Origin of the sequence: Vibrio sp. SS-MA-C1-2, assembly GCF_021513135.1 — a bacterium.
Taxonomy (GTDB): domain Bacteria; phylum Pseudomonadota; class Gammaproteobacteria; order Enterobacterales; family Vibrionaceae.
The window spans coordinates 677,746-701,583 of sequence record NZ_CP090981.1; the positions used below are offsets into that span (position 1 = coordinate 677,746).

17 protein-coding genes and 1 pseudogene are annotated in these 23,838 nt (G+C 39.5%); 11 read left to right on the forward strand and 7 right to left on the reverse strand.

Going from position 1 to position 23,838, the window contains the following annotated elements; genetic code table 11:
- Nucleotides 1–6: 6 nt before the first annotated feature.
- Together L0B53_RS07705 and glpX are read right to left on the reverse strand one after the other, a co-directional pair.
- Nucleotides 7–630, reverse strand: coding sequence for a metalloregulator ArsR/SmtB family transcription factor (locus L0B53_RS07705; RefSeq protein ID WP_235062200.1), 624 nt, complete (start codon nucleotides 628–630; stop codon nucleotides 7–9).
- A 346-nt stretch (nucleotides 631–976) separates the two neighbouring features.
- Nucleotides 977–1,984, reverse strand: a complete 1,008-nt coding sequence (gene glpX, locus L0B53_RS07710; RefSeq protein WP_235061538.1) for a class II fructose-bisphosphatase — start codon at nucleotides 1,982–1,984, stop codon at nucleotides 977–979.
- Between the two features lie 448 nt (nucleotides 1,985–2,432).
- Between glpX and L0B53_RS07715 the strand changes: the two genes are divergently transcribed.
- On the forward strand, nucleotides 2,433–3,098 hold the full coding sequence (locus L0B53_RS07715) for a 7-cyano-7-deazaguanine/7-aminomethyl-7-deazaguanine transporter (protein WP_235061539.1): 666 nt from the start codon (nucleotides 2,433–2,435) through the stop codon (nucleotides 3,096–3,098).
- 422 nt (nucleotides 3,099–3,520) lie between these two features.
- Nucleotides 3,521–6,328, forward strand: a complete 2,808-nt coding sequence (polA, locus tag L0B53_RS07720; RefSeq protein ID WP_235061540.1) for a DNA polymerase I — start codon at nucleotides 3,521–3,523, stop codon at nucleotides 6,326–6,328.
- Between the two features lie 362 nt (nucleotides 6,329–6,690).
- Here polA and yihA read toward each other — a convergent pair whose 3' ends face one another.
- The gene (yihA, locus tag L0B53_RS07725) at nucleotides 6,691–7,356 is read right to left on the reverse strand and encodes a ribosome biogenesis GTP-binding protein YihA/YsxC (RefSeq protein ID WP_235061541.1); all 666 of its coding nucleotides are present in this window, start codon (nucleotides 7,354–7,356) and stop codon (nucleotides 6,691–6,693) included.
- A gap of 147 nt (nucleotides 7,357–7,503) precedes the next feature.
- Here yihA and L0B53_RS07730 point away from each other — a divergent pair, with 147 nt between their 5' ends.
- The 5 genes and pseudogenes from L0B53_RS07730 (at nucleotide 7,504) to hemN (ending at nucleotide 12,233) form a co-directional block, all read left to right on the forward strand.
- Nucleotides 7,504–8,124, forward strand: a complete 621-nt coding sequence (locus L0B53_RS07730) for a cytochrome c (protein ID WP_235061542.1) — start codon at nucleotides 7,504–7,506, stop codon at nucleotides 8,122–8,124.
- Nucleotides 8,125–9,025: 901 nt separating this feature from the next.
- Entirely contained in the window at nucleotides 9,026–9,673 is a 648-nt protein-coding gene (locus tag L0B53_RS07735) for a class I SAM-dependent methyltransferase (RefSeq protein WP_235061543.1), read from the forward strand.
- The gene (yihI, locus tag L0B53_RS07740) at nucleotides 9,670–10,236 is read left to right on the forward strand and encodes a Der GTPase-activating protein YihI (RefSeq protein ID WP_235061544.1); all 567 of its coding nucleotides are present in this window, start codon (nucleotides 9,670–9,672) and stop codon (nucleotides 10,234–10,236) included. Before L0B53_RS07735 ends, yihI begins: the two co-directional genes overlap by 4 nt.
- 4 nt (nucleotides 10,237–10,240) lie before the next feature.
- Nucleotides 10,241–10,693, forward strand: a complete 453-nt coding sequence (locus L0B53_RS07745) for a DUF2489 domain-containing protein (RefSeq protein WP_235061545.1) — start codon at nucleotides 10,241–10,243, stop codon at nucleotides 10,691–10,693.
- A gap of 167 nt (nucleotides 10,694–10,860) precedes the next feature.
- Nucleotides 10,861–12,233, forward strand: a pseudogene (gene hemN / locus L0B53_RS07750) (oxygen-independent coproporphyrinogen III oxidase).
- A 132-nt stretch (nucleotides 12,234–12,365) separates the two neighbouring features.
- Here the strand turns inward: hemN and glnG are convergent.
- The 3 genes from glnG to glnA form a co-directional block, all read right to left on the reverse strand.
- On the reverse strand, nucleotides 12,366–13,772 hold the full coding sequence (gene glnG / locus L0B53_RS07755; protein WP_235061546.1) for a nitrogen regulation protein NR(I): 1,407 nt from the start codon (nucleotides 13,770–13,772) through the stop codon (nucleotides 12,366–12,368).
- Nucleotides 13,773–13,834: 62 nt separating this feature from the next.
- Entirely contained in the window at nucleotides 13,835–14,881 is a 1,047-nt protein-coding gene (gene glnL, locus L0B53_RS07760) for a nitrogen regulation protein NR(II) (protein ID WP_235061547.1), read from the reverse strand.
- Between the two features lie 273 nt (nucleotides 14,882–15,154).
- Nucleotides 15,155–16,564, reverse strand: coding sequence for a glutamate--ammonia ligase (gene glnA / locus L0B53_RS07765; RefSeq protein WP_235061548.1), 1,410 nt, complete (start codon nucleotides 16,562–16,564; stop codon nucleotides 15,155–15,157).
- A 525-nt stretch (nucleotides 16,565–17,089) separates the two neighbouring features.
- On the opposite strand from glnA, the gene typA reads away from it, so the two are divergent.
- The 4 genes from typA (at nucleotide 17,090) to L0B53_RS07785 (ending at nucleotide 21,636) form a co-directional block, all read left to right on the forward strand.
- The gene (gene typA / locus L0B53_RS07770) at nucleotides 17,090–18,916 is read left to right on the forward strand and encodes a translational GTPase TypA (RefSeq protein ID WP_235061549.1); all 1,827 of its coding nucleotides are present in this window, start codon (nucleotides 17,090–17,092) and stop codon (nucleotides 18,914–18,916) included.
- Nucleotides 18,917–19,200: 284 nt separating this feature from the next.
- Nucleotides 19,201–20,121, forward strand: a complete 921-nt coding sequence (locus tag L0B53_RS07775) for a virulence factor BrkB family protein (RefSeq protein ID WP_235061550.1) — start codon at nucleotides 19,201–19,203, stop codon at nucleotides 20,119–20,121.
- Complete coding sequence (gene dtd / locus L0B53_RS07780) at nucleotides 20,118–20,555, forward strand: D-aminoacyl-tRNA deacylase (RefSeq protein WP_235061551.1); 438 nt, start codon at nucleotides 20,118–20,120, stop codon at nucleotides 20,553–20,555. The genes L0B53_RS07775 and dtd overlap by 4 nt, the downstream gene beginning before the upstream one ends.
- Before the next feature lie 130 nt (nucleotides 20,556–20,685).
- Complete coding sequence (locus tag L0B53_RS07785; RefSeq protein ID WP_235061552.1) at nucleotides 20,686–21,636, forward strand: bifunctional GNAT family N-acetyltransferase/thioesterase; 951 nt, start codon at nucleotides 20,686–20,688, stop codon at nucleotides 21,634–21,636.
- On the opposite strand, the gene L0B53_RS07790 is transcribed toward L0B53_RS07785, so the two are convergent.
- A complete protein-coding gene (locus tag L0B53_RS07790; protein ID WP_235061553.1) occupies nucleotides 21,561–23,609 on the reverse strand; it encodes an AsmA family protein in 2,049 nt (682 codons plus the stop codon). The two genes, L0B53_RS07785 and L0B53_RS07790, sit on opposite strands and share 76 nt — an antisense overlap.
- Nucleotides 23,610–23,838: the final 229 nt, after the last annotated feature.

The window sequence follows — 23,838 nt, forward strand, 5'->3', positions numbered from 1 at the left end:
ATAATATTACTTTGTAGTGGTAATCCTATAAGCGCAGCGGCGTTGACCTGCAATAATGTGCTCTTCTCGTATAATTCGATAATCTTTCCCGAGTAATCGCTGAAATACAGTTAATTCAGAAAGACATAACGATTGGCATGCCGTCGCAGCTTGGCAAATAGGGCAGTGATTCTCAACAAATAGGAATTCATTTTCATTCAGTTCTGATAGTTCAGTCATGTAACCATCATGTTCTCTTAATGAGCTAATTGCTGTAAGTTTCTCTTTCAGTGTAGAGCACTGTGTCATCGCTTTTTTATAATTTTGATAGGTTTTTTCTTCTCGCTGCTTAACTATTTTATTTAAACCTTCAGGTCCAAAGTTCTCGTGTATAGATTCGATAATCTGGACACTTAAATCATTATGACTATCGATGAATAAGGCATGGCCTTGCGTTGAAAGTTGCCAATAACGATTGGGACGGCCAATTTTTACTTTGACGTCATAAGCGTCTAATAAATTACTTTTCTCTAAGCTTTGTAGGTGTTGTCGAGCACCCATGGTTGTAATGCTTAGAGAATCTGCCAACATCTTCGCCGTTTGAGGGCCTTGACGCTTAATGATTGCTAATATTTTATCTGTCGTTTTCATCATAATTTCTTATCAAAAGATAAATAGGGACTTAGTGATTTTATACCCTTCATACTTGAAGTTGCTAGGTTGTTGGCGTCGCTTATTCGCCCCAATTATAGAGTACACCTATATTCATGGGGCCTCATTCACTTGCCGCCGACTAGCAACTCCAATTATTTTAGGTATATATGAATAGTTATATTATGTTGCGAAGGGGGTTAATAAAGCAATCTCTTAACTAAATAAAATAACTTTAAATTTTTATTGAGGAGTGATGATGGGGTTGGAAGGTAAAGTAAAAAAGCCACATCAACGGATTGTCTCTCGTTAATATGGCTTTTGAGTAATTTGATAAATTTAGAGATTAAAGAATAATATCTCTCACTTCTTTATCTTTACGATCTAAATAGTGAGTCGATTGAATACGACGAATAGTGCGACAATTACCACGAATTAATAGCGTTTCTGTTGTGGCGACATTGCCTTTACGGCGGATGCCATCAAGAAGATCACCTTTAGTAATGCCTGTTGCAGAGAAAATCACATTATCATTTTTAGCCATATCTTCAAGGCGTAATTTGTCGCCAGCTGTGATACCCATTTCGGTACAACGAGAGATCTCTAGTTCACCATGTTTACGGTTCTCTTCAGTATCTCCTTTAACTTCATGGCGAGGAAGTAGACGACCTTGCATATCACCATCTAAAGCACGAATAACGGCAGCAGAAATCACGCCTTCTGGTGCACCACCGATACAGTAAAGAAGATCAACTTCGCTTTCTGGCATACAAGTTAGAATCGATGCTGCAACATCACCATCAGGAATGGCAAAAACGCGTGCCCCCATAGCTTGGATCTCAGTAATCACTTCATCATGACGAGGCTTAGCCAGTGTAATCACTGTAAGCTCATTGATACTTTTTCCTAAGGCTGTAGCAATGTTTTGTAAATTTTGAGAAAGAGGAAGATCAATATCGATAATGCCTTTCGCTTGAGGACCAACGACTAATTTTTCCATATACATATCAGGGGCGCGTAAAAAGGTATCTTTTTCACCGACAGCAAGAACAGCAAGGGCATTTGATTGCCCAAGTGCTGTCATGCGAGTTCCTTCGATAGGATCAACGGCAATATCAACAGCATCGCCACCAGTACCGACTTTTTCACCAATATATAGCATGGGTGCTTCGTCGATTTCACCTTCACCAATTACGATCTCGCCACTAATTTCTGTTTGATTTAGTAGGGTTCTCATTACATTTACAGCGGCACCATCTGCTGCATTTTTATCACCACAGCCTAACCATTTATAACCAGCTAGTGCCGCACCTTCTGTAACTCGTGAAAACTCAATCGCTAATTCGCGTTTCATGATTGCTCCATCTCTATTAAGGGGGAAGATTTTAACGAAGGGATTTTATCATGTAAGGGAAACGTTTGCGTGGAACTTTTTGAGGGTTTATTTACATAGATCAATTTTTCTTGTATCAAATATCCCAGCTTTACTTGATGACTTTATTCATTAGGCTGTTCTCTTTCATACTAGAAGCTGGGATACACTCGTCGTTCGAATCATATATCCCCTTCTTATTTGAAGTTGCGAGGTTGTTGGTGTCTCATTGACTTTCTGTCTATTAATAATCCGAGTTATTTGATACTTACATCCTGTTTATTTTGTAGATAAACTTTGCAATTAATTGAGTTAATGTATAATCAGCGCTCTTTATTTGATAGTGGTGGAATATTGAACGATAATTTGTTCATCACTATTTTTTTATTCACCTTGGGTTCCCTCGCCCCCAAAAACAAAAAGGTCATAAATGAAAACATTTTCACCTGTCCAGAAAAGACAAGCACTAGGTTTTTTAGTTCTTTTCCATTTAATTATTATCGCATCGAGTAATTACTTAGTTCAGATCCCTTTAACCTTGTTTGGTTTCCATACCACATGGGGTGCATTCACTTTCCCTTTTATCTTTCTTGCTACGGATTTAACGGTACGTATTTTTGGCGCACCGATGGCAAGAAAAATTATCTTTTTAGTGATGCTCCCTGCGTTAGTGGTCTCTTATGTACTTTCGGTCTTATTCCAGAATGGAACCTATCAAGGAATAGGCGAGTTATTAACGTTTAATCTTTTTGTTGCTCGGATCGCGATCGCTAGTTTTATGGCGTACTTATTGGGGCAGATCTTAGATGTAAATGTCTTTAATAAGTTGCGACAAAATAAAAAGTGGTGGGTTGCACCCGTGTTCTCGACGATCTTTGGTAATATTTGCGATACGGTCGCCTTCTTCTTTATTGCTTTTTACCAAAGTCCAGATCCGTTTATGGCGGAACATTGGAAAGAGTTAGCACTGTTAGATTACTCATTTAAGCTTTTCATTAGTATTACGCTATTTGTCCCTATGTATGGGGTATTTTTGAACTATATTATTCGTCGTCTAACTAAGGTTAATCAAGATAGCTCACCAAAAGTTATCTAATTTATTGATTTGTAACTTATAAAATTAATTTTAAAAGTAGGCTGTTATGGCCTATTTTTTTATTTGATAATCAGCTTTAAATAGATAAATCAAAAGATTAACTTATTTATTACCTTTAATTTTTTATAGTTGTGAATATCTTTGGTTTTATTAGTCAATAAATTGGTTTATAAAAGTTTTTCCACACAGCATGATCATTTTTGGATCAAGATCAACTAGTTTTTTATCTTTTTATCTTTATGATTAATATGATTTTTTTTGTTAATTTTATTTTTCCGATAAAATTTCAAAAAATAGATACCAACAAACTTATCCACAGGGGGTGAATATAAATCTTGAGTATCCTATCGATCTTGATCGCTCAATTGATTTTTATTGGTTAGAATGAGTAATCTCAGATGATGGAAAGTGGTTTATAGACGATGACGAGCATACCGAACAACCCTCTGATCCTAGTTGATGGATCTTCTTATTTATATCGTGCATATCATGCAGCACCTAACTTCTCTAATAGTGATGGAGAGCCAACAGGCGCTATTTTTGGTGTGGTTAATATGCTTCGCAGCCTAATTCATAAGTTTCCAGCCACTCACATCGGTGTGATCTTCGATGCGAAGGGTAAGACTTTCCGTGATGACATCTACCCAGAATATAAGGCTAATCGTCCATCGATGCCGGATGATCTTCGTAGCCAAATTGAACCGTTACATAAAATCATTAAAGCGATGGGGCTGCCTCTTTTAGCTGTCAGTGGTGTTGAAGCAGATGATGTGATCGGTACATTAGCAACTCAAGCGTCGAAAAAAGGGATCCCAGTGCTGATTAGTACGGGTGATAAAGATATGGCGCAACTGGTTGATGAGAATGTTACGTTGATCAATACCATGACCAATGTAGTGATGGGACCTCAAGGGGTGGTTGATAAGTTCTCGATTGGCCCTGAATTAATTATCGACTATTTAGCGCTAATGGGCGATAAAGTCGATAACATTCCTGGCGTTCCTGGTGTTGGTGAAAAAACAGCCAAAGCTTTATTAACCGGTTTGGGTAGTTTAGAGACCATTTATGACAACTTAGATAAAATTGCCGAACTTGGTTTCCGTGGCTCAAAAACGATGGCTAAGAAGCTGGTTGATAATCGGGAAGGTGCGTATCTATCCTATGAGTTGGCTACTATTAAGTGCGATGTTGAATTAGAATTTGCGCCAGAAGAGTTGATTGTCACCGATGCAGATAAAGATCAATTAATCTCGCTATTTGGTCAGTATCAATTTAAACGTTGGCTCAATGAGCTACTTGATGGCGCCGATAACATTATTGCGGGTGATAGCGCGGAGAAAAATCGCGCAACAGCTTCTGTTGAAGGCCATATTGCGAGTATGAACTCAACGGAAGACGACAGTGCAATTGAGGTTGATCGGAGCCAATATCAAACGGTAACAACCAAAGAAGAGTTTACCCTTTGGCTTGAGAAACTAAAAAATGCCGCTCTGATTGCGTTTGATACCGAAACTGACAGCTTAAATTATATGGAAGCCAATTTAGTTGGACTCTCTTTTGCTGTTACAGAAGGTGAAGCCGCGTACGTACCTGTTGCTCATGACTATATTGGTGCGCCAGAGCAGTTAGATCGTAACTGGGTATTAGCGCAACTGAAGCCGCTATTAGAAGATCCAAATCTTGCTAAAGTAGGGCAGAATTTAAAATATGATATGAGCGTGTTGGCGCGTTATGACATTGAGATGCAAGGGATCAAGTTTGATACCATGCTTGAATCCTATGTCGTCAATAGCGTGGCGGGTCGTCATGATATGGATAGCCTTGCTCAACGTTATTTGAAGCACAGTACCATTAGCTTTGAAGATATTGCAGGTAAAGGTAAAAAGCAGCTTACTTTTAATCAGATTGAATTAGAACAAGCCGCACCTTATGCAGCCGAAGATGCCGATATTACCCTTCGTCTACATAATCGTTTAATAGAAAAGTTAACCGCAGACCAAAAGCTTAATACCGTTTTTGAAGAGTTAGAAGTTCCTCTTGTTCCTCTGCTATCTAAAATTGAGCGAACGGGAGTGTTAATTGATTCGACTAAACTGCTTCAACAATCGAAAGAGATTGGTATTCGTCTGATTGAGTTAGAGCAGAAAGCGCACGAGATTGCAGAACAAGAGTTTAATTTAAGTTCGCCAAAGCAGTTACAAGCGATTCTATTTGAAAAAATGGAACTGCCAATTATTAAGAAAACGCCTTCTGGTGCAGCTTCAACCAATGAAGAAGTTCTACAAGAGTTAGCATTAAACTACCCATTGCCTAAATTGATTTTAGAGTACCGTGGTTTAGCGAAACTTAAGTCAACGTATACTGATAAATTACCGAAGATGGTGAATAAAGGAAGTGGTCGTCTTCATACCTCTTATCATCAAGCGGTCACGGCGACTGGGCGTCTCTCTTCAAGCGATCCAAACCTACAAAATATTCCTGTTCGTAACGAACAAGGCCGTCGTATTCGTCAAGCATTTATTGCGCCTGAAGGTTCGCAGATCTTAGCGATAGATTACTCTCAAATTGAATTGCGAATTATGGCGCACCTTTCGGGTGATAAAGGGCTGCTAGATGCCTTTGCGGAAGGAAAAGATATTCACTCCGTCACTGCATCAGAAGTTTTTGCCGTTGATTTAGAAGATGTGACCTCAGAGCAGCGTCGTAGGGCAAAAGCCATTAACTTTGGTCTGATTTATGGTATGAGTGCATTTGGCTTAGCGAAACAGTTAGGAATTTCAAGAGGGGAAGCACAGAGCTATATTTCTCTTTATTTTGAGCGTTATCCGGGTGTTCAACACTATATGGAAAGTACGCGTCTATCTGCGAGTGAAACCGGGTTTGTTGAAACACTGATGGGGCGTCGCCTCTATCTGCCAGAAATTAAATCTAGTAATGGGATGCGTAAAAAAGCCGCTGAACGTGCTGCAATCAACGCGCCGATGCAGGGAACGGCAGCTGATATTATTAAAAAAGCGATGATTTTAGTCGGTGAGTGGATTTCAGCTCAGCAGCAAGATGATGTGAAACTATTAATGCAAGTTCACGATGAATTGGTTTTTGAAGTGAAAACGGAACAGATGGAGTCAGTGAGTCAGGCATTAAAAGTGGTAATGGAATCAGCGGCAGATCTAGATGTGCCTTTAGTGGCCGATATCGGATTTGGTGAAAACTGGGAACAAGCTCATTAAGCTTTAATCACCTTGATTGAGTACGGCTAAACCATCATAACCTCAACGCAAAATTAAATAAAAAGAGAGCGCATATTTCCGCTCTCTTTTTTATTTCTGAGTGTGAGGAGTATCAAATTAAACGACAAATTTGAGTTAATATTTGTCGAGCAGCCAGCACTCTGAAAGTTAGTGACTTGCACAATCTTGTTTTATTCATCATCATGCATAAAAAATAACAACATATTCAGAAAAGAAGTTTTATCTTCTTCTCTTTTTTAAGCCCTATCAATTTCTATTTTTGATAGGGTTTTTTATTTTATATATTTTTTATCTTTATTCTTTATCTTTGCGATGATGCCTTAAACAATTTTTTGAGAGATTTACTCTTCTGCGTCGTTATTTTGTGCTTCTTCGTCTTCTAATTGCTCAATAATGGCCTCAGATTCTTGGGCATACCAAGTGTCTAATTTCATTTTTAGCTTATCTGTACCAATATTTTTCAGTGCAGAGAAGAGCTCAACAGAGACATCACCGCCAAATGTTAACGACATTTCACGAACTTTTAATAATGCGGCTTTACGTGCGCCACTCTTTAGTTTGTCCGCTTTGGTTAACAGAACAAGTACTGGAAGGCGACAATCGATAGCCCAAAAGATTAACTGCTTATCGAGATCTTTCATGGGATGGCGAATATCCATCAACACAACTAATCCTTTTAGACTGCTTCTCTTTTGTAGGTATTCACCTAATGCCGCTTGCCACTTAAGTTTCATCTCTAATGGTACTTGCGCGAACCCATAACCAGGCAAGTCAATGATTCGATAGCCTTCTTCGATTTCAAAAACGTTAATAAGCTGAGTTCGGCCTGGTGTTTTACTGGTTTTTGCTAATGACTTCTGATTGGTTAGTCGATTCAGTGAAGTAGACTTGCCTGCATTAGAACGACCAGCAAAAGCGATCTCAATCCCTTCATCAGGTGGCATATGACGAATGTCAGGAGCACTGGTGATAAAGTGGGTTTTTTGGTAGTGAAGCGTGATACTCATAATTTAACTGGCCTCAAATGTAGTCAAATGATTACTTTTATGTGAATTTGTGTAAAATAAACAAACTGCTCAATGATAGTCATTCTATCACTGTCAGCAGTAAAATAGTTGCGGAAGTGGAAGTCCTAATAATTATAACGGAATGTGATGAAGATATTAGCATTGATATTAACTCTATTTACTAGTTATTCTGCCATGGCTATGGGCGATGTAGAAGCTGGTAAAGCAAAAGCTGCCACCTGTGCAGCTTGTCATGGTGTTGACGGCAATAGTCAACAGTTACCTCAATACCCTAAACTTGCTGGACAACATCCAGGTTATTTAGAAAAGCAGATAAAGGAATTTAAGCTTGGAATGACCTCTGGTGGAGAGCAAGGCCGAGTTGATCCAGTGATGGGCGGCATGGCGATGGCGTTAACTGAACAAGATGCGGCAGATCTTGCTGCGTACTTCGCAAGTTTACCTATCTCAGCCAATACCTCATCGCCTGAGTCATTGGATGTGGGTAAGCAACTTTATTTAGCGGGTGATGCTGAACGAGGGATTGCTGCTTGTACTGCTTGTCATGGCCCAAGAGGCAATGGCTTAAGCTTATCAGGCTTTCCTAAGATTTCAGGTCAACACGCTGAGTACGTTGCTTCACAGTTAACGAAATTTAGATCAGACCAACGTGCTAACGATCTAAATGGCATGATGCGTGATGTCGCAGCCAAGTTAACAGATGATGAGATTACTGCTCTATCTCAATATGTCGGTGGTTTACACTAATTTTAGTGATAACACTCGATTATTTGAGATCATCAAGAATAGTTGTAGTTCAATAATTAATCAATGTGGTTGATATTTACACTTGAACTAACTGTTTAATTCTAAACAGCAATCGCATTATGCCATTGCTGTTTTTTTATTTTAGGCGTATAGCGAATTGCTTTGTAAGAGATCTGCTATTGTATTTTGAGGTAGAAACCTTAATTGTTCATTTTGAAGGTTCTAACTCATTGAATAAAAAAGAGAATGAAAATATACGCCTAATGTTGAATAAAAAAGTGAGATCTCTGTCGCTTGTGATAAAACGTAAATAACGTAAATTAGATTGTGTTGAAGGGACATCAACACAGGACAGGAAACGCTAGGATAGCTAAGCAGGATGCTTAAAGGAACAACACGGAGGTAGAGCTTAAGGTTGAGCTCATTGATGTGATGGATTTACTAGGACGACCAGGAAGGTTTCGCTAAAGGATATTAGCACGATATAAGTAGGATGCTTATATCTAATAAGGATGGTTCACTCTCTATCAGGAAGATAGACCGCTTAATGGATAAGCCAGTCAATGATTGACTGCTATAAACACGGAATGTACACGGAAGAACAAAACTCATCAGGATGATGAAGAAAATATAAATTTGCACGGAAAGCATAAATAATAGATGGATAAACGCAATAACCGGGAAGTTGACTAATTAGTTACGGATTGACTATATAAAAATACGTTATTGTCATCAGTTTGATGAATTTTTAGAGGCGCTAGGTATCTACCTAGCGCCTTTTTTCTTGTCTGATATTTGTTGTTCAAGCATGATTATCACCGATGATTTATCGTCAATCTCTGGTTGTTAAGTCGTAAGCAGTGTAGTATGTTGCGCTTTTAATTTATACAAAGGTGATAATGTGCACTCATGTCCGTTGTGTGATGATCAACAATCACGTCTTTTTTTTGAAGATAAAAATCGACAGTACTTCCAGTGTTCACAGTGTCATTTAGTATTTGCTGATCCTGCTAAGTTGCTCTCACCCGAGTTGGAGAAAGAAGTTTATAACCAACATGAGAACAACCCAGAGGATCAGGGATATCGCCAATTTTTAAATCGTTTAGCGCAACCATTATTAGATCATTTAGGTCATCCGCCTTTGCTAGGTCTAGATTTTGGTTCTGGTCCCGGCCCTACATTATCGATTATGTTACAGGAAGCCGGCCATCAGATGGCAATTTATGACCCTTACTTCTCACCAGATAAAACGGTGCTTGAAGCTGGGAAATATGATTTTGTTACTTGCACCGAAGCGATAGAACACTTTTATCAGCCCTCGATTGAGTGGCAGCTATTACTCTCTTTAGTTAAAAAGGGAGGGTGGTTAGCTATCATGACGAAAATGGCTACCAATGTAGATGCTTTTGCAAAATGGCACTATAAAAATGATCCAACCCATGTCAGCTTTTTTAGCCGAGAAACCTTTATGTTTCTTGCTCGCCGAGATGGTCTAGAATTAGAGTTTGTTGGAAGTGATGTAATACTATTTAGGAAATGTCAGTCATGACTCGTATAAAAAGATCTCGCCGTATTGGCTCAGAAGGCCCTGCGGTATTTAATGAAAAGACCACTTCAGAATCAGAAGTTGAAGGTCGTCGTAAACAGAAAGAACGTAAAAAGAAAGGTTTAAAAGCAGGCAGCCGTAACGTTGATGTTGTTGCAACTGAAAAAGCAAACCAAAATCGCGGCAGAAAAGATCCACGATTAGGGAGTAAAAAGCCTATTCAATTAGTTCTTGAAGCTAAGCCTCATCCTAAGTCAGCGGCGGCGAAAAAAGCACGTAAACTGTCAGCAGAGCAAGAGCTTGAAGCAATTGAGAATGATGCTCAATTAATGACGTTGATCGACCGTATTGAAGCGGGTGAGCATTTAGGTGCTGGTCTTCAAAGCTATGTTGATGAGAAGTTGAACCGTATGGAACGACTAATGAATCAACTTGGTTTATTAGTAGAAGATGATGCAGACGTTGAAGAAATTGAACCTGTTGTTGTCAAAAGCGGTAAGTCATCTTCTGATGAAGATATGCTTGATACCTTCGAGAATATTGATTTAGACCAGTTTAAGGACTAACTGTATGGAGCCGATTACAATAGTTTTTATTGTTGGAACGATTATTGTTTTAGGGTTGGCAGGTTATGCCGGATCTCTATTTTATCGGTTACATCAGCAAAAGTTGATGCAGCAACAGCTTAAGGAACAAGCGATTGCTAAACGAAATAAGACGCTATTAGATAATATTCATTCATTAGCGGCGGTTGGACGCGAGAAACAGTGTGATCCTTCAGAGCTGGTGATTCGAATTCGTGGTTTATATGACCATCTACAGCCACTTCCTGATTTTACTCAGGACTATCCAGCGATGGCTGAATTGTATGAAGTGGTAAAAGATATGCCTCGTGCCGATGCTCGAAAAGAGTATAGTAAGCAGGAACGGATGAAGTTTAATTTGCTACGTCTAAAAGCAGAAGCTCGCCTATTAGAGGCGATTGAACTTGAATATCAAAAGATAGCAACCTTAACGGTATAATGCATTTAAAGCCAATTGCACCGAGTGTGCAGTTGGTTTTACTGTGTTTTATTGTTTATCTGGCGGTTTTTATCTACAGAGTTAGCATTTTTTATAACTAATACTGGGTAATTCACTCAGTTATGTCAAAATAACCGCCATTATCTTACCGTCATTTGGAAATTAATATGTCTACTCAACAGATTATTTGGGATCAGGCTTTAATCGAGAAGTATAACTACTCAGGCCCTCGTTACACATCATATCCTACCGCGCTAGAGTTCCACCCGGAATATACAGAAGCAGAATTTGAAGTTGAGTGTCAACGTTATCCCGATCGTAAGCTTTCTCTTTATATCCATATCCCTTTTTGTCATAAGCTTTGTTACTACTGTGGTTGTAATAAGATCATTACGCGCCACCAAGAAAAAGCCGACATCTATCTTGATATGTTAGAGAAAGAGATGCGCCAGCGTGCAACCCTGCTTGGTAACCGTACGGTTAGCCAACTTCATTGGGGGGTGGCACACCAACATTTTTGACTAAACCTCAAATCTCTCGCTTGATGGATCTGACGCGTGAACTATTCACATTCTCGGATGATGCAGAGATCAGTATTGAAGTTGATCCTCGTGAAATTGACCTTGAAACATTAGACCACCTTCGTGGTGAAGGCTTTAACCGTTTAAGTATCGGCGTTCAAGACTTTAATAAAGAAGTTCAGAAATTGGTTAACCGTGAACAGGATGAAGACTTTATTGTTGCTATGGTAGAGCGAGCAAAAGATCTTGGTTTCCGCTCGACCAACTTGGATCTGATTTATGGTTTACCAAAGCAGACTCAAGAGAGCTTTGCTGAAACATTGGCAGAAGTGTTAAAACTAAAACCAGGTCGTCTATCTATCTTTAACTACGCGCATTTACCGAAAATGTTTGCAGCTCAACGTAAGTTAAATGAAGACGATATGCCGGGTGCCAATGAAAAGCTGGCTATTTTGCATGACACGATTTCAACGCTAACGGGTGCTGATTATCAATTTATCGGAATGGACCATTTTGCTCAGCCTGATGATGAATTAGCCATTGCACAGCGCAGCGGTATTCTTCACCGTAATTTCCAAGGTTACACGACGCAAGGTGATTGTGACCTACTAGGAATGGGTGTGTCTGCCATTTCAATGATCGGTGACTGTTATGCTCAGAATAAAAAAGAGCTAAAAGAGTATTATGGTCAAGTTGAAGAACAACAGCATGCATTATGGCGTGGTGTCGGTCTTGATAGTGATGATATTCTACGTCGTGAAGTGATAAAGCAGTTGATCTGTAATTTCACACTTGATACTAAAGCGATTGAACAGCAATTTAATATTGAATTTGATCAATATTTTGCTGAAGACATCAAATTACTACAAACGTTTATTGATGATGAGTTAGTGTCAATTGAAGATGGGCGTATTGATGTGGCGTTAAAAGGGCGCATGTTAATTCGTAATATCTGTATGTGCTTTGATAAATATTTAAGAGATCGTGCGCGTCAGCAACAGTTCTCTCGTGTGATTTAATTCCAGCTATATTGATTTAGGTTAGCTAATCTTTTTTAAGATGAGTGACTGAATAAAAGTACCGCTTTACTGATGTTCTGAATGATATTTATCAGATTTCTCAGTAAGCGGTATTTTTTTACCTATCTTCTATTACAAATTTAATTCTTTTATTTTTCTGGTCAACGTATTACGTCCCCAACCTAACAGTTGAGCGGCTAACTGCTTTTTACCTTGAGTATGCTCAAGTGCCGCTTTAATTAAGATTGTTTCAAATTCTGGCTGTAAGGTATCTAGAAGCTGCTCTTTTCCTGAATTGAGGGAACCCGTGATCTCTTGTTGTAATGCAATTTGCCATGATGAGAGCGGCTTTGTAGACGTATCTTTTGAATCAGGAAGTAACTCATCAGAAAGGTCAGATGGAAGCACCTCTTGCCCTGCCGCCATCACGGTTAACCAACGGCAACTATTTTCCAATTGACGAACATTACCCGACCACGGTAGTTGCATTAACAGCTTAATGGTTTCTGGGTGGAGAGTTTTCTTTTCAACCGCCAACTCTTCTGCCGCGAGAGTTAAAAATCGGTTGGCTAACATGGGTATATCGTCAGGACGCTCTCTTAATGAAGGGATTTGTATCTTGATAACATTAAGTCGGTGGTAGAGATCTTCACGAAACTTACCATTTGCCACCCGTTTATCGAGGTTTTGGTGGGTTGCAGCGACAATACGGACATCAACCTTGATGGGTGAATGACCGCCTACACGATAAAATTGGCCATCAGAAAGTACACGTAGTAGACGAGTCTGAATATCTAATGGCATGTCTCCAATTTCATCGAGAAAGAGTGTGCCATTATTAGCCTGTTCAAATCTCCCATGACGAACACTGTTGGCACCCGTGAATGCCCCTTTTTCATGACCAAATAATTCAGACTCTATTAAATCGTGAGGAATAGCTGCCATGTTTAAAGCAATAAATGGCGCGCTAGATCTTGGGCTATGACGGTGTAGTGCATGAGCAACCAATTCTTTACCGGTACCTGATTCACCGTTAATTAAAACTGAAATAGAGGAACGCGAGAGTCGACCAATCGCTCGAAATACCTCTTGCATCGCGGGAGACTCACCAATAATTTCGGGATCATTTTGTGGTTTGTCTTGTGGCACAGATTTACGATTTTGTTCTCTGGCATGACTGAGTGCTCGCTCAACCAAGGTCATCGCTTCATCAATATCAAACGGTTTTGGCAGATATTCAAATGCGCCTTTTTGATAAGCATTTACCGCCGCATCTAAATCGGAATGAGCTGTGATAATAATGACGGGTAATTGAGGAAAGTGTTGTTGAGTATATTGCAGCAATGATAAGCCATCTGTACCGGGCATTTTTATATCAGAGATCAGGGCATCTGGTACTGCATTATCTAATGCAGCAATTGCTTGGTCTGCACTTTCAAAGGTTCGGCACTCAATGCTATCTGACGTTAATGTGCGTTCAAGTACCCAACGGATAGCACTGTCATCATCAACAACCCATACTTGTTCTTTCTTGCTCATAGTGTGTCCTTTAATTCTGATATTGGTTACTCAAGGTTGTGATTATCTAAGTTAAATATCAGCTATTGAATCGGTAAGTAGAGACTAAACTTAGTGTTACCTGGCACCGTTGATACTTCAATTTTTCCTTGATGTTGATCGATGAGATTTTGTGCGATTGATAACCCCAATCCTGTCCCATTTTTTCTTCCGGTTACCATCGGATAGAAGAGGGTATCTTGAATATGATCAGGAATCCCGGGGCCATTATCGATAATATCGATTCGAGCAACTAGACGAAATTGTTTTCCATGTACAGTAGCTTGGTGTTCTGTTCGTGAGCGAATGATTATTTCACCTTGGTTTTGATTTTCTAATGCATGGGCGGCATTATTAACGATATTGAGTATCGCTTGTTCAATCTGCTCACTGTCCATCACAAACTCAGGCAGGCTAGGATCATAATCTCGAGTTATCTTTATTGAATCTGGATTATTTAGGTGGGTTAATTGACAAACACGCTCCAAAACTGCATGGATATTATCGTTTTTCTTAGTACCTAACTGTTGGGGGCCAAGTAATCGATCCACCAGTTTACGTAATCGATCAGCCTGTTCGATAATAATCTGTGTGTACTCTTTTTGAGCTGGGTCAGGCAACTCTTTTTCTAATAATTGAGCGGCACCTCTGAGACCTCCTAAAGGGTTCTTTATCTCATGGGCTAAACCTCGAACTAACTCTTTTGCTGCTTGCTGTTGAGCGTGTTGAACACTTTCTTGGTTTATCTTACGTTGCTGTTCAATTTGTCGTAACTCTATAATGACAAATTGCTGTTGTTCAAACTGCATCGTCGTTCCTGATAGTTCGACAAGGTGAGGGCGAGCTTCATGAATAACCCAACCATGGCTATCGGTAAAGCTAATCCCTTCATCGAATGTTTTCAGGACGAATTCTTTTTTTAATGAAATAAGATGAGTTAACTGGTGAAAAGGGAGGTTAAGGAGGCGTTTACTGCTGGTTCCTAACAACTGGTTCATGGCTGAATTACTGTAGCTGACCGAAAGATCGCGATTGAGTACTAAAATCGCAGTTAATTGGTGGTCAAGCATTGCTGTTGATAGTTCATTCATGTGATGTTTTGGCCTTGCACTAAAATGGTGCGTTTCAGTTTAAGTCGAGGTAATAGAGATAGCAAGTGACTTAATGGAGGTTACCTCCTTCTTACTTAAAGTTGCTAGGTTGTTGGCGTTATTCGTTCGCCAACGAATAACGCCATGTTCCTTAGGTATCTCTCTTGAATGGATGAGTCATGGTGAATCATAGAGGTAAAAAAGGCCCGCATTGCAGGCCTTATTACTGTTTTTATTTTAAACAGAGGGTGTTCACTAGATTAAAGCCTGAACTTATACTGAGTAATAAAGTTCAAATTCTAATGGGTGTACTGCCATGTTTAATTGCTCAACTTCTTTCATCTTAAGATCGATGTAAGAGTTGATGAAGTCTTCACTGAATACGCCGCCAGCGGTTAAGAATTCACTATCATCACGTAATGCTTCTAAAGCAATCTGGAATGATTCAGCAACTGTTGGGATTTCAGCTGCTTCTTCTGCAGGAAGGTCGTAAAGATCTTTATCCATTGCTTCACCTGGGTGGATCTTGTTTTTGATACCGTCAAGACCTGCCATTAGTAGCGCAGAGAAACATAAATATGGGTTTGCTGTTGGGTCAGGGAAACGCACTTCGATACGACGCGCTTTTTCACTTGGTACAACAGGAATACGGATAGATGCAGAACGGTTACGTGCTGAGTAAGCTAACATAACAGGTGCTTCAAACCCTGGAACCAAACGCTTGTATGAGTTAACCGATGCGTTAGCGAATGCATTGATTGCACGAGCATGTTTGATAACACCACCGATGTAGTAAAGGGCCATTTCAGATAGACCGCCGTACTTATCGCCTGCGAATAGGTTAACACCATCTTTAGCTAAAGACTGGTGAACGTGCATACCAGAACCGTTATCACCCACTAATGGCTTAGGCATGAAGGTAGCTGTTTTATCGTAAGCATGAGCAACGTTATGTACAACATACTTATAAGTTTGAATTTCATCCGCTTTATAAGTTAGTGTGTTGAATCGTGTTGCGATCTCGTTCTGACCCGCTGTTGCAACTTCATGGTGGTGAGCTTCAACAACAAGCCCCATCTCTTCCATGATTAAACACATTGCAGAGCGGATATCTTGAGCTGAATCTACTGGTGCTACTGGGAAGTAACCACCTTTAACGCCTGGACGGTGACCTTTGTTACCATCTTCGTACTCAGTACCTGAGTTCCATGCGGCTTCTTTGTCATCAACTTTGAAGAAAGTACCCGACATATCAGTAGAGAAGCGAACATCATCAAATAAGAAGAACTCTGGTTCAGGACCGACTAATACCGTGTCAGCAACACCAGATGCGCGCATATACTCTTCAGCACGTTGAGCAATTGAACGTGGATCACGATCATAACCTTGTAGTGTTGCAGGCTCTAAGATGTCACAACGAATGTTTAGTGTGACATCTTGAGTGAATGGGTCTAATACCGCCGTTGTTGAATCTGGCATCATTACCATGTCTGATTCGTTGATTCCTTTCCAACCAGCAACAGATGAACCATCAAACATTTTACCTTCTTCGAAGAAGTCTTCATCTACTTGGTGAGATGGAATAGAGATGTGTTGTTCTTTACCTTTCGTATCCGTGAAGCGTAAATCAACAAACTTAACTTCATTCTCTTCAATCATTGCTAGTACGTTTTCAATCGACATTTCGCATAACCTCCAATGTTAATTCTATATGGCGCTAACTATTTACTTTTACACCGGTTAAAGCCCATGTATTGCGACAAATAGATAGTAAATTTAAATTATTTTTTATACTTACTACCTATAAAGCATAAATAGTGCCAACTTTTTAAGTCCTTTATTTATAAGCAAATATATTAAAATTCATCAAGGTGTAACCTCTTTTTTGCACTGTTTTGAATCGCTACATGGATCATTTTGGTGCATCTTTGTGATGATAATATAATGCTTGATGTAAATATAAACCGAAATAAGGTAGACTAACAGCCTATCATCACTATTTTTTCTCACCATTGTCGATTTAAATTGCGTTTTTTTTCGCAAAATTGAATATTTTTTCTACAATTAAACTGAAAATTAGTAAAATCAGGTGACTTAAATCACAATTTACTAGGTTTTATTTTAAAATCTGGTAAATTATGGTCGCTTTTTTAACCAAGTTGCGAACCATTGTGGCGAGCACACCACGTTCTGAGTGAAATTGAATCCATGTCTACTTCTCAAATAGATAACTTAAGAAATATTGCAATTATTGCCCACGTTGACCACGGTAAAACAACGTTGGTAGATAAGCTACTTCAACAATCTGGCACATTAGAAACTCGCGGTGAAGTTGAAGAACGTGTAATGGATTCCAACGATATTGAAAAAGAGCGTGGAATCACCATTCTCGCAAAAAATACTGCAATTCGTTGGAATGATTACCGCATCAACATCGTTGATACTCCGGGACACGCCGATTTCGGTGGTGAAGTGGAACGTATCATGTCGATGGTTGACTCTGTACTTCTAATCGTTGATGCAGTTGATGGCCCAATGCCTCAAACTCGCTTTGTAACTCAAAAAGCGTTTGCTCACGGCTTGAAGCCAATCGTTGTTATCAACAAAATTGACCGTCCGGGCGCACGTCCTGATTGGGTTATGGATCAAGTATTTGATCTGTTTGATAACCTTGGCGCGACAGATGAGCAGCTAGACTTCCAAGTTGTTTACGCATCAGCACTGAATGGCTGGGCTACCCTTGAAGAAGGTGAAGTTGGCGAAGACATGGAACCACTATTCCAAGCGGTTGTTGATACTGTTGAAGCACCAAGCGTTGACTTAGATGGTCCGCTACAGATGCAAATCTCTCAGCTTGACTACAACTCTTATGTTGGTGTTATCGGTGTAGCACGTGTTACTCGTGGTTCGGTTAAACCAAACCAGCAAGTGACTATTGTTAGTGCTGATGGTAAAAAACGTAACGGTAAAGTCGGTACGGTATTAGGCTACCTTGGTCTTGAGCGTCATGAGATTGAAGAAGCAACAGCGGGTGACATCATTGCAATTACTGGTCTTGGCGAGCTAAAGATCTCTGATACCATTTGTGATATCAACAACGTTGAAGCTATGAAGCCTCTTTCTGTTGATGAACCAACAGTAACCATGACTTTCCAAGTAAACACTTCTCCTTTCGCAGGTAAAGAAGGTAAGTTCGTTACTTCACGTAACATTCTTGAGCGTTTACAAAAAGAGCTTGTACATAACGTTGCACTACGTGTTGAAGAGACTGAAGATCCGGATAAATTCCGCGTATCTGGTCGTGGTGAACTTCACCTATCGATCCTTATCGAAAACATGCGTCGTGAAGGTTATGAGTTAGCAGTATCTCGTCCAGAAGTAATCCTTCGTGAAGACGATGGTCAGCTAATGGAACCGTATGAAACGGTAACGATTGATGTTCTAGAAGAGAACCAAGGCGGTGTTATGGAAAACATCGGTCTACGTAAAGGTGAGCTATCAGACATGAGTCTTGATGGTAAGGGTCGAGTACGTCTTGACTTCGTTATGCCTTCTCGTGGTCTTATTGGTTTCCAAACTGAATTCATGACATTAACGTCTGGTTCTGGTCTGATTTACCATACATTTGATCACTACGGCCCACACAAAGGCGGTAACATTGGTCAGCGTAACAACGGTGTTCTTATCTCTAATGCAACAGGTAAAGCACTAACTTACGCACTGTTTAACCTACAAGAGCGTGGTCGTCTATTCGCAGAGCATGCTGATGAAGTTTATGAAGGTCAGGTTATCGGTATTCATAACCGCTCTAACGACCTAACAGTAAACTGTCTGAAAGGTAAGCAGCTAACGAACGTTCGTGCATCAGGTACTGATGAAGCACAGGTTCTTTCTCCAGCAATCAAATATACGCTAGAGCAAGCACTTGAGTTTATCGATGATGATGAGCTAGTAGAAGTAACGCCAGAAAGCATTCGTATCCGTAAGAAACTTCTTACTGAGAATGACCGTAAGCGTGCAAGCCGTTCTAAGTAAGCTTTCCATTTAGAACTTATTCAGAGTTAACCTAGTTGCTCTGAATAAAATAAAATACCCGAACAAGACAGCGAGTTATCGTTATCTTTGTCGGGTATTTTTTTATCTGATGCTTTTTGATGATTGAGATTGGTCTATTATTTTGTATCTGCTTCATGATTGAGTAATCAATGAGGCATTTCTCTGTTAATATTATTATTGATAATAATAATCTGAGCAAATCGGGCATTTCCCTTTCATTTTGCATAAACTAATACTATTCAGTTATTAATTTTTTGGTGGATATGGATAATCGCATTCAACATGGTAAGTTTCAGGTAACTCAATTCGTAAAATCACTGTACAGTTTCTTTCGTCACTTAATTGAAAGAATTCAACATGATCGCTTAACGGTGACCGCTGGATATCTTGCTTATGTAACATTGCTCTCAGTGGTGCCATTAGTGACGGTTATCTTATCGACTCTCTCTCGTTTTCCTGAATTTGCGGGTATTGGCTTAGAACTACAAAAAACGGTAATTTCACATGTTGTTCCTGCTGCTGGAGATGTATTACTACAATATCTCAATGAGTTTGTTGCTAATGCAGGAAAGATGACCCTTGTTGGGGTGGGCTTTCTTTTTGTGGTCGCTTTAATGTTGATCTCTAATATCGACAATAGTTTAAATTATATTTGGCGAGTTCAAGAGAAACGTCGTCGAGTTATCTCATTTTCTATCTATTGGATGATTTTAACCTTAGGGCCACTGCTGGTAGGCGCGAGTTTGGTTGCGAGCTCTTATATTCTATCTCTCAACATTATTCATAACGAGGTTGTAGATACATTAGCTCACCGATTGTTGTCTCTATTACCCATTCTATCCTCCTTTTTGGCATTTTTAGGGCTTTTTCAATTAGTGCCTAATAAGCGTGTGAAAATCTGGCACTCTGCTTTTGGTGCATTAATTACCAGTTTAATGTTTGAATTAGCAAAAAAAGGATTTGCGCTTTATCTTGCTAACTTCCCCTCTTATCAGTTAATTTATGGGGCATTAGCGGTTGTTCCTATCTTATTTGTCTGGGTTTATCTTTGTTGGTGTATTGTGTTAATCGGTGCAGAGATCACGGCCAGTTTAGGTGAGAGAAGAGAAGAGAAGCGAATTCAAATCCTAATCGGTGATGAGACAAAACTATTACAATTAACTGAGCGTGATAAAGATAAATGATTGCATTAATTCAGAAAGTAAGTGAAGCCAGTGTTAAAGTTGAAGGCGAGATAATTGGCGAAATTGGTCATGGCTTATTAGTTTTATTGGGTGTTGAGCGAGGTGATGATGAAGCCAAGGCAAAACGCTTAAAAGAACGAGTATTAGGTTATCGTATTTTTAATGATGATAGTGATAAAATGAACCTTAACGTTCAACAAGTGGGGGGAAGCGTGTTAGTTATTTCTCAATTTACCCTTGCTGCCGACACTAAAAAAGGGATGAGACCGGGCTTCTATTACGGTGCAGATCCTGATGAGGCTGAGCGTCTTTACGACTATTTTACAAAGCAGTGTCAAGAATCAGGTATAGTGACTGAGACTGGGCAATTTGCGGCTGATATGAAAGTTAGTTTAGTCAATGATGGGCCATCAACTTTTTGGCTACAAGTTTAATTAACTGAATATACCCTTTATACTTGAAGCTGCTAGGTTGTATACTCATTCGTCCCAATCATTATGGGGCCTCACTCGCTTGCCGCCTACTAGCAACTCCAATTATTTTAGGTATAGAAGAGGCAATGGAATGTTTCGACTGATCACTCCAGAAACAGAACAGCAATTAGAAGATTATTATCACTTTCGTTGGCTGATGCTAAGAGAGCCTTGGCGTCATCCTAAAGGTTCGGAGCGTGATGCTTATGACGAAGGTAGTTTTCATAAGATGATTTTGGATGATAATCAACAAGTGATTGCGGTAGGACGTCTCTATATTAATGCTGATGATGATGGTCAGATCCGTTATATGGCGGTGAATCCTGAACATCGTCAGCGTGGACTTGGGCGATTACTACTTTCTGCATTAGAGAATTTAGCGCACCAAGAAGGAGCAAAACGTTTAGTCTGTAATGCCCATGAAGAAGCTATCCCATTTTATAGCCATAATCACTTTGCTTTAATTGGCGAATTAACCGAAGAGCCAGGCAGTGTTCGTCATCAACAAATGCTAAAAGAGCTGGATCAATTTTCGGGTGTTGTTCGCCACCCTAAATGGTGTGAGCAATTACAACAACGCTGGGAAACACAGTTACCGATTAGCGATAAAATGGGCATTAGAATTAGTCAATATAATGGTTATAGTTTTTCTGTGACGGCAGGGTTGGATGCGAATATTAATCCTCATAACACCATGTTTTCTGGCAGTATTTTTTCTATCGCGATGTTGGCGAGTTGGGGGATGATATGGTTGATGCTAAAAGAGCGGGGTTTGGAAACCGATATTGTGTTGGTCGATAGTCAGATCCGTTATCGAGCTCCAATCACAGAAAAACCAACGGCTATGACCTCGTTAGACTCACTTTCTGGAGATTTAGACAGATTACAAAGCAATAGCAAAAGTCGCGTTGACCTCACGACGATCGTCTATAGCGGTGATAATGAAGCCGTGGAGTTTAAAGGAACTTATTTACTATTACCTTTACACTCATTTGCTGAAAAATCTTTAACAGACCAGTCTGAATCAGAAGCTGTCCAATAACGCGATAGCTGTTGGCATTGTTGCCAATGATTCAATATTAGCTCAGCCTTCGTTGATTTCGGTTGAGCTAGATCCCAATCAGCATTGAAGCTTAAAGCTAACTTTTTATCTTGGCTTTCTAGAGATTGTTGTGGAATATGTAATCTTCCACGATAAACCGAAAGTTGCCAAGGCGTGGCTTTAAATGCCATTGTTGAGATACTCTTATCACTCTTCTCTTGTTGATCGCCTACACTTTCGTTTTCTGCTTTTATTAATTGGCTGAGTTTTTTACTGTCGGTTTTTGGTAACATGAGATCTCTCACTTCGCCGTTGAGCTGACCATCTAATGAATAATTGAATGATAAACGGTCCCCTGTTAATCCTGACAGAGCCCCTGCAATATCAAGCTCTCCTGTAATTGGTAATGGTAAATTAAACCAGTTAGTGAGTATCTCTAGAGGAATGGCACTTCCGTTGATATCTATTGTGGTGGGTTCGCTGAAGTGATTAAGGTCAATATTGCTCGTTATATCGACAAATCCTTGTTCAAAAGCCATTGAAAATTGATTATTCCACATATTTTGTTGGCTGGTCATTGAAAGAGATAAACCACGAAGATCGACTTTGTTATAGCTTGCAAGAGGCGCACTAGCCATTAAATTCCCCTGCCATAGACGCCATCTATTTTCCTTCTTTAAGATTAAATTTTCACCTGAAAGATTGAGTGCCGTGACTTGAAAAGGTAATTGAGGATTAGGATCGACAAATAGGCTATTAGCGATATTCAGTTTATCAATCGACACCCGATTAAATTGATTTGAAAGTGATGTGAGTTTTTTGCGCCATTGAGTCGGAAGCGTCCAGCGTAATCCATTGATAGTTAGATTTCGAATCATCGCAGCGTGTTGGTCTTTAAATGAGCCAGAAAGCTGAATAAAGCCCTGTTTAGTTTTTGCGGAAGCCCCTGAAATATCTAAGACACCCTGTTTTAAAGTTAAATCAAACAGAGGATCTAACAGTTGCCAATCCTTCCAAGCGAGATCAGAACTATTAAACGATAAACTTAATGTTTGTTGGTTTAACGGGAGAGACTGTAAGTTGCCAATTGAGATATTTGCACTAGAAAAGGAGAGCGCTGAACTGCTTAAGCTAGCATTTAACATATCTAATTGTTTAATACTCCAGTGATAGCCTAAAGTATCTAGATTCGATTTTATTTCTTGGTAGTAAAGAGAGTGATTAAGCTGAAGATCACTAATATTTAATTGCTCAATTTTAATGTTTTTATCGAAGACAGAGAGTGCTGCCGTAATGCTACTGCGTTCTAATTGTAAGGAAAGAACAGGGATGTCCCAACTATTTGGTGCCTGATGATGACCGTCGATTAATAACTGAGTAAATGATTGATTAGGGAGTGAATGAACAGATTGATGAGATTGAGTGGTCTTCCATGTACCTTTCTCCGCACTTAAACGAAAGTCGCCTGTGAATTTTTGGTGACTATTCGGGTGATATGACCAATCATCGAGCTCAAGCTTCACGTCTTCTAAAGAGAGGTGATTACTTTGGTAGTTAGCATCAGTTATCGCTAATCGCTTGGTAAAGAGGGAAAAAGGAAGGTTTAATGACTCGTTTGCTGTTAAATCGATTTTTTTAATTAAGATCGAATCAAAATGCCACCCTTTTTGCCATAAGTTATTGGTAGAAAACCACAGTCTAAGTTGTTGGCTAGCGAAAATAGATTGCTCAGTATTATCACTCTTTTGTTGAATTAAAATTGGATTTTCTAGTTCAACGAAGAGTGGATCCTCAATATTGTAGTCGAGGGAGTCAGCATGAAGTTGATAAGAGCTCACCTCCTTGATTACCCACTGTAAAGCAGGAAGTCCATGGGAAGTATGAAAAAGAGCAAGTGTTAAACTTACAAACAAGGTCGCAATAATTAATAGGGAGCTAATCAATTTAATGATGAATAGACTTAAATGTCGCATTGGATATTCCCTCAATAATTTTGCTTCTATTTTCTACTTTCATATCTTGTTAAACCCAAATGAATTGGCGCTGCTAGTCAACAACCTAGCATCTTCTAGCCAGAAGGGTATATAAAGATTGACGCAAAAAATATTAAAATTCAATGTGTAAGGTGACGAGTTAAGAGAAATACCCGTGAATAATAGAAAAAAGCCCTTAATTTTAAGGATACACCAAAAAATTAAGAGC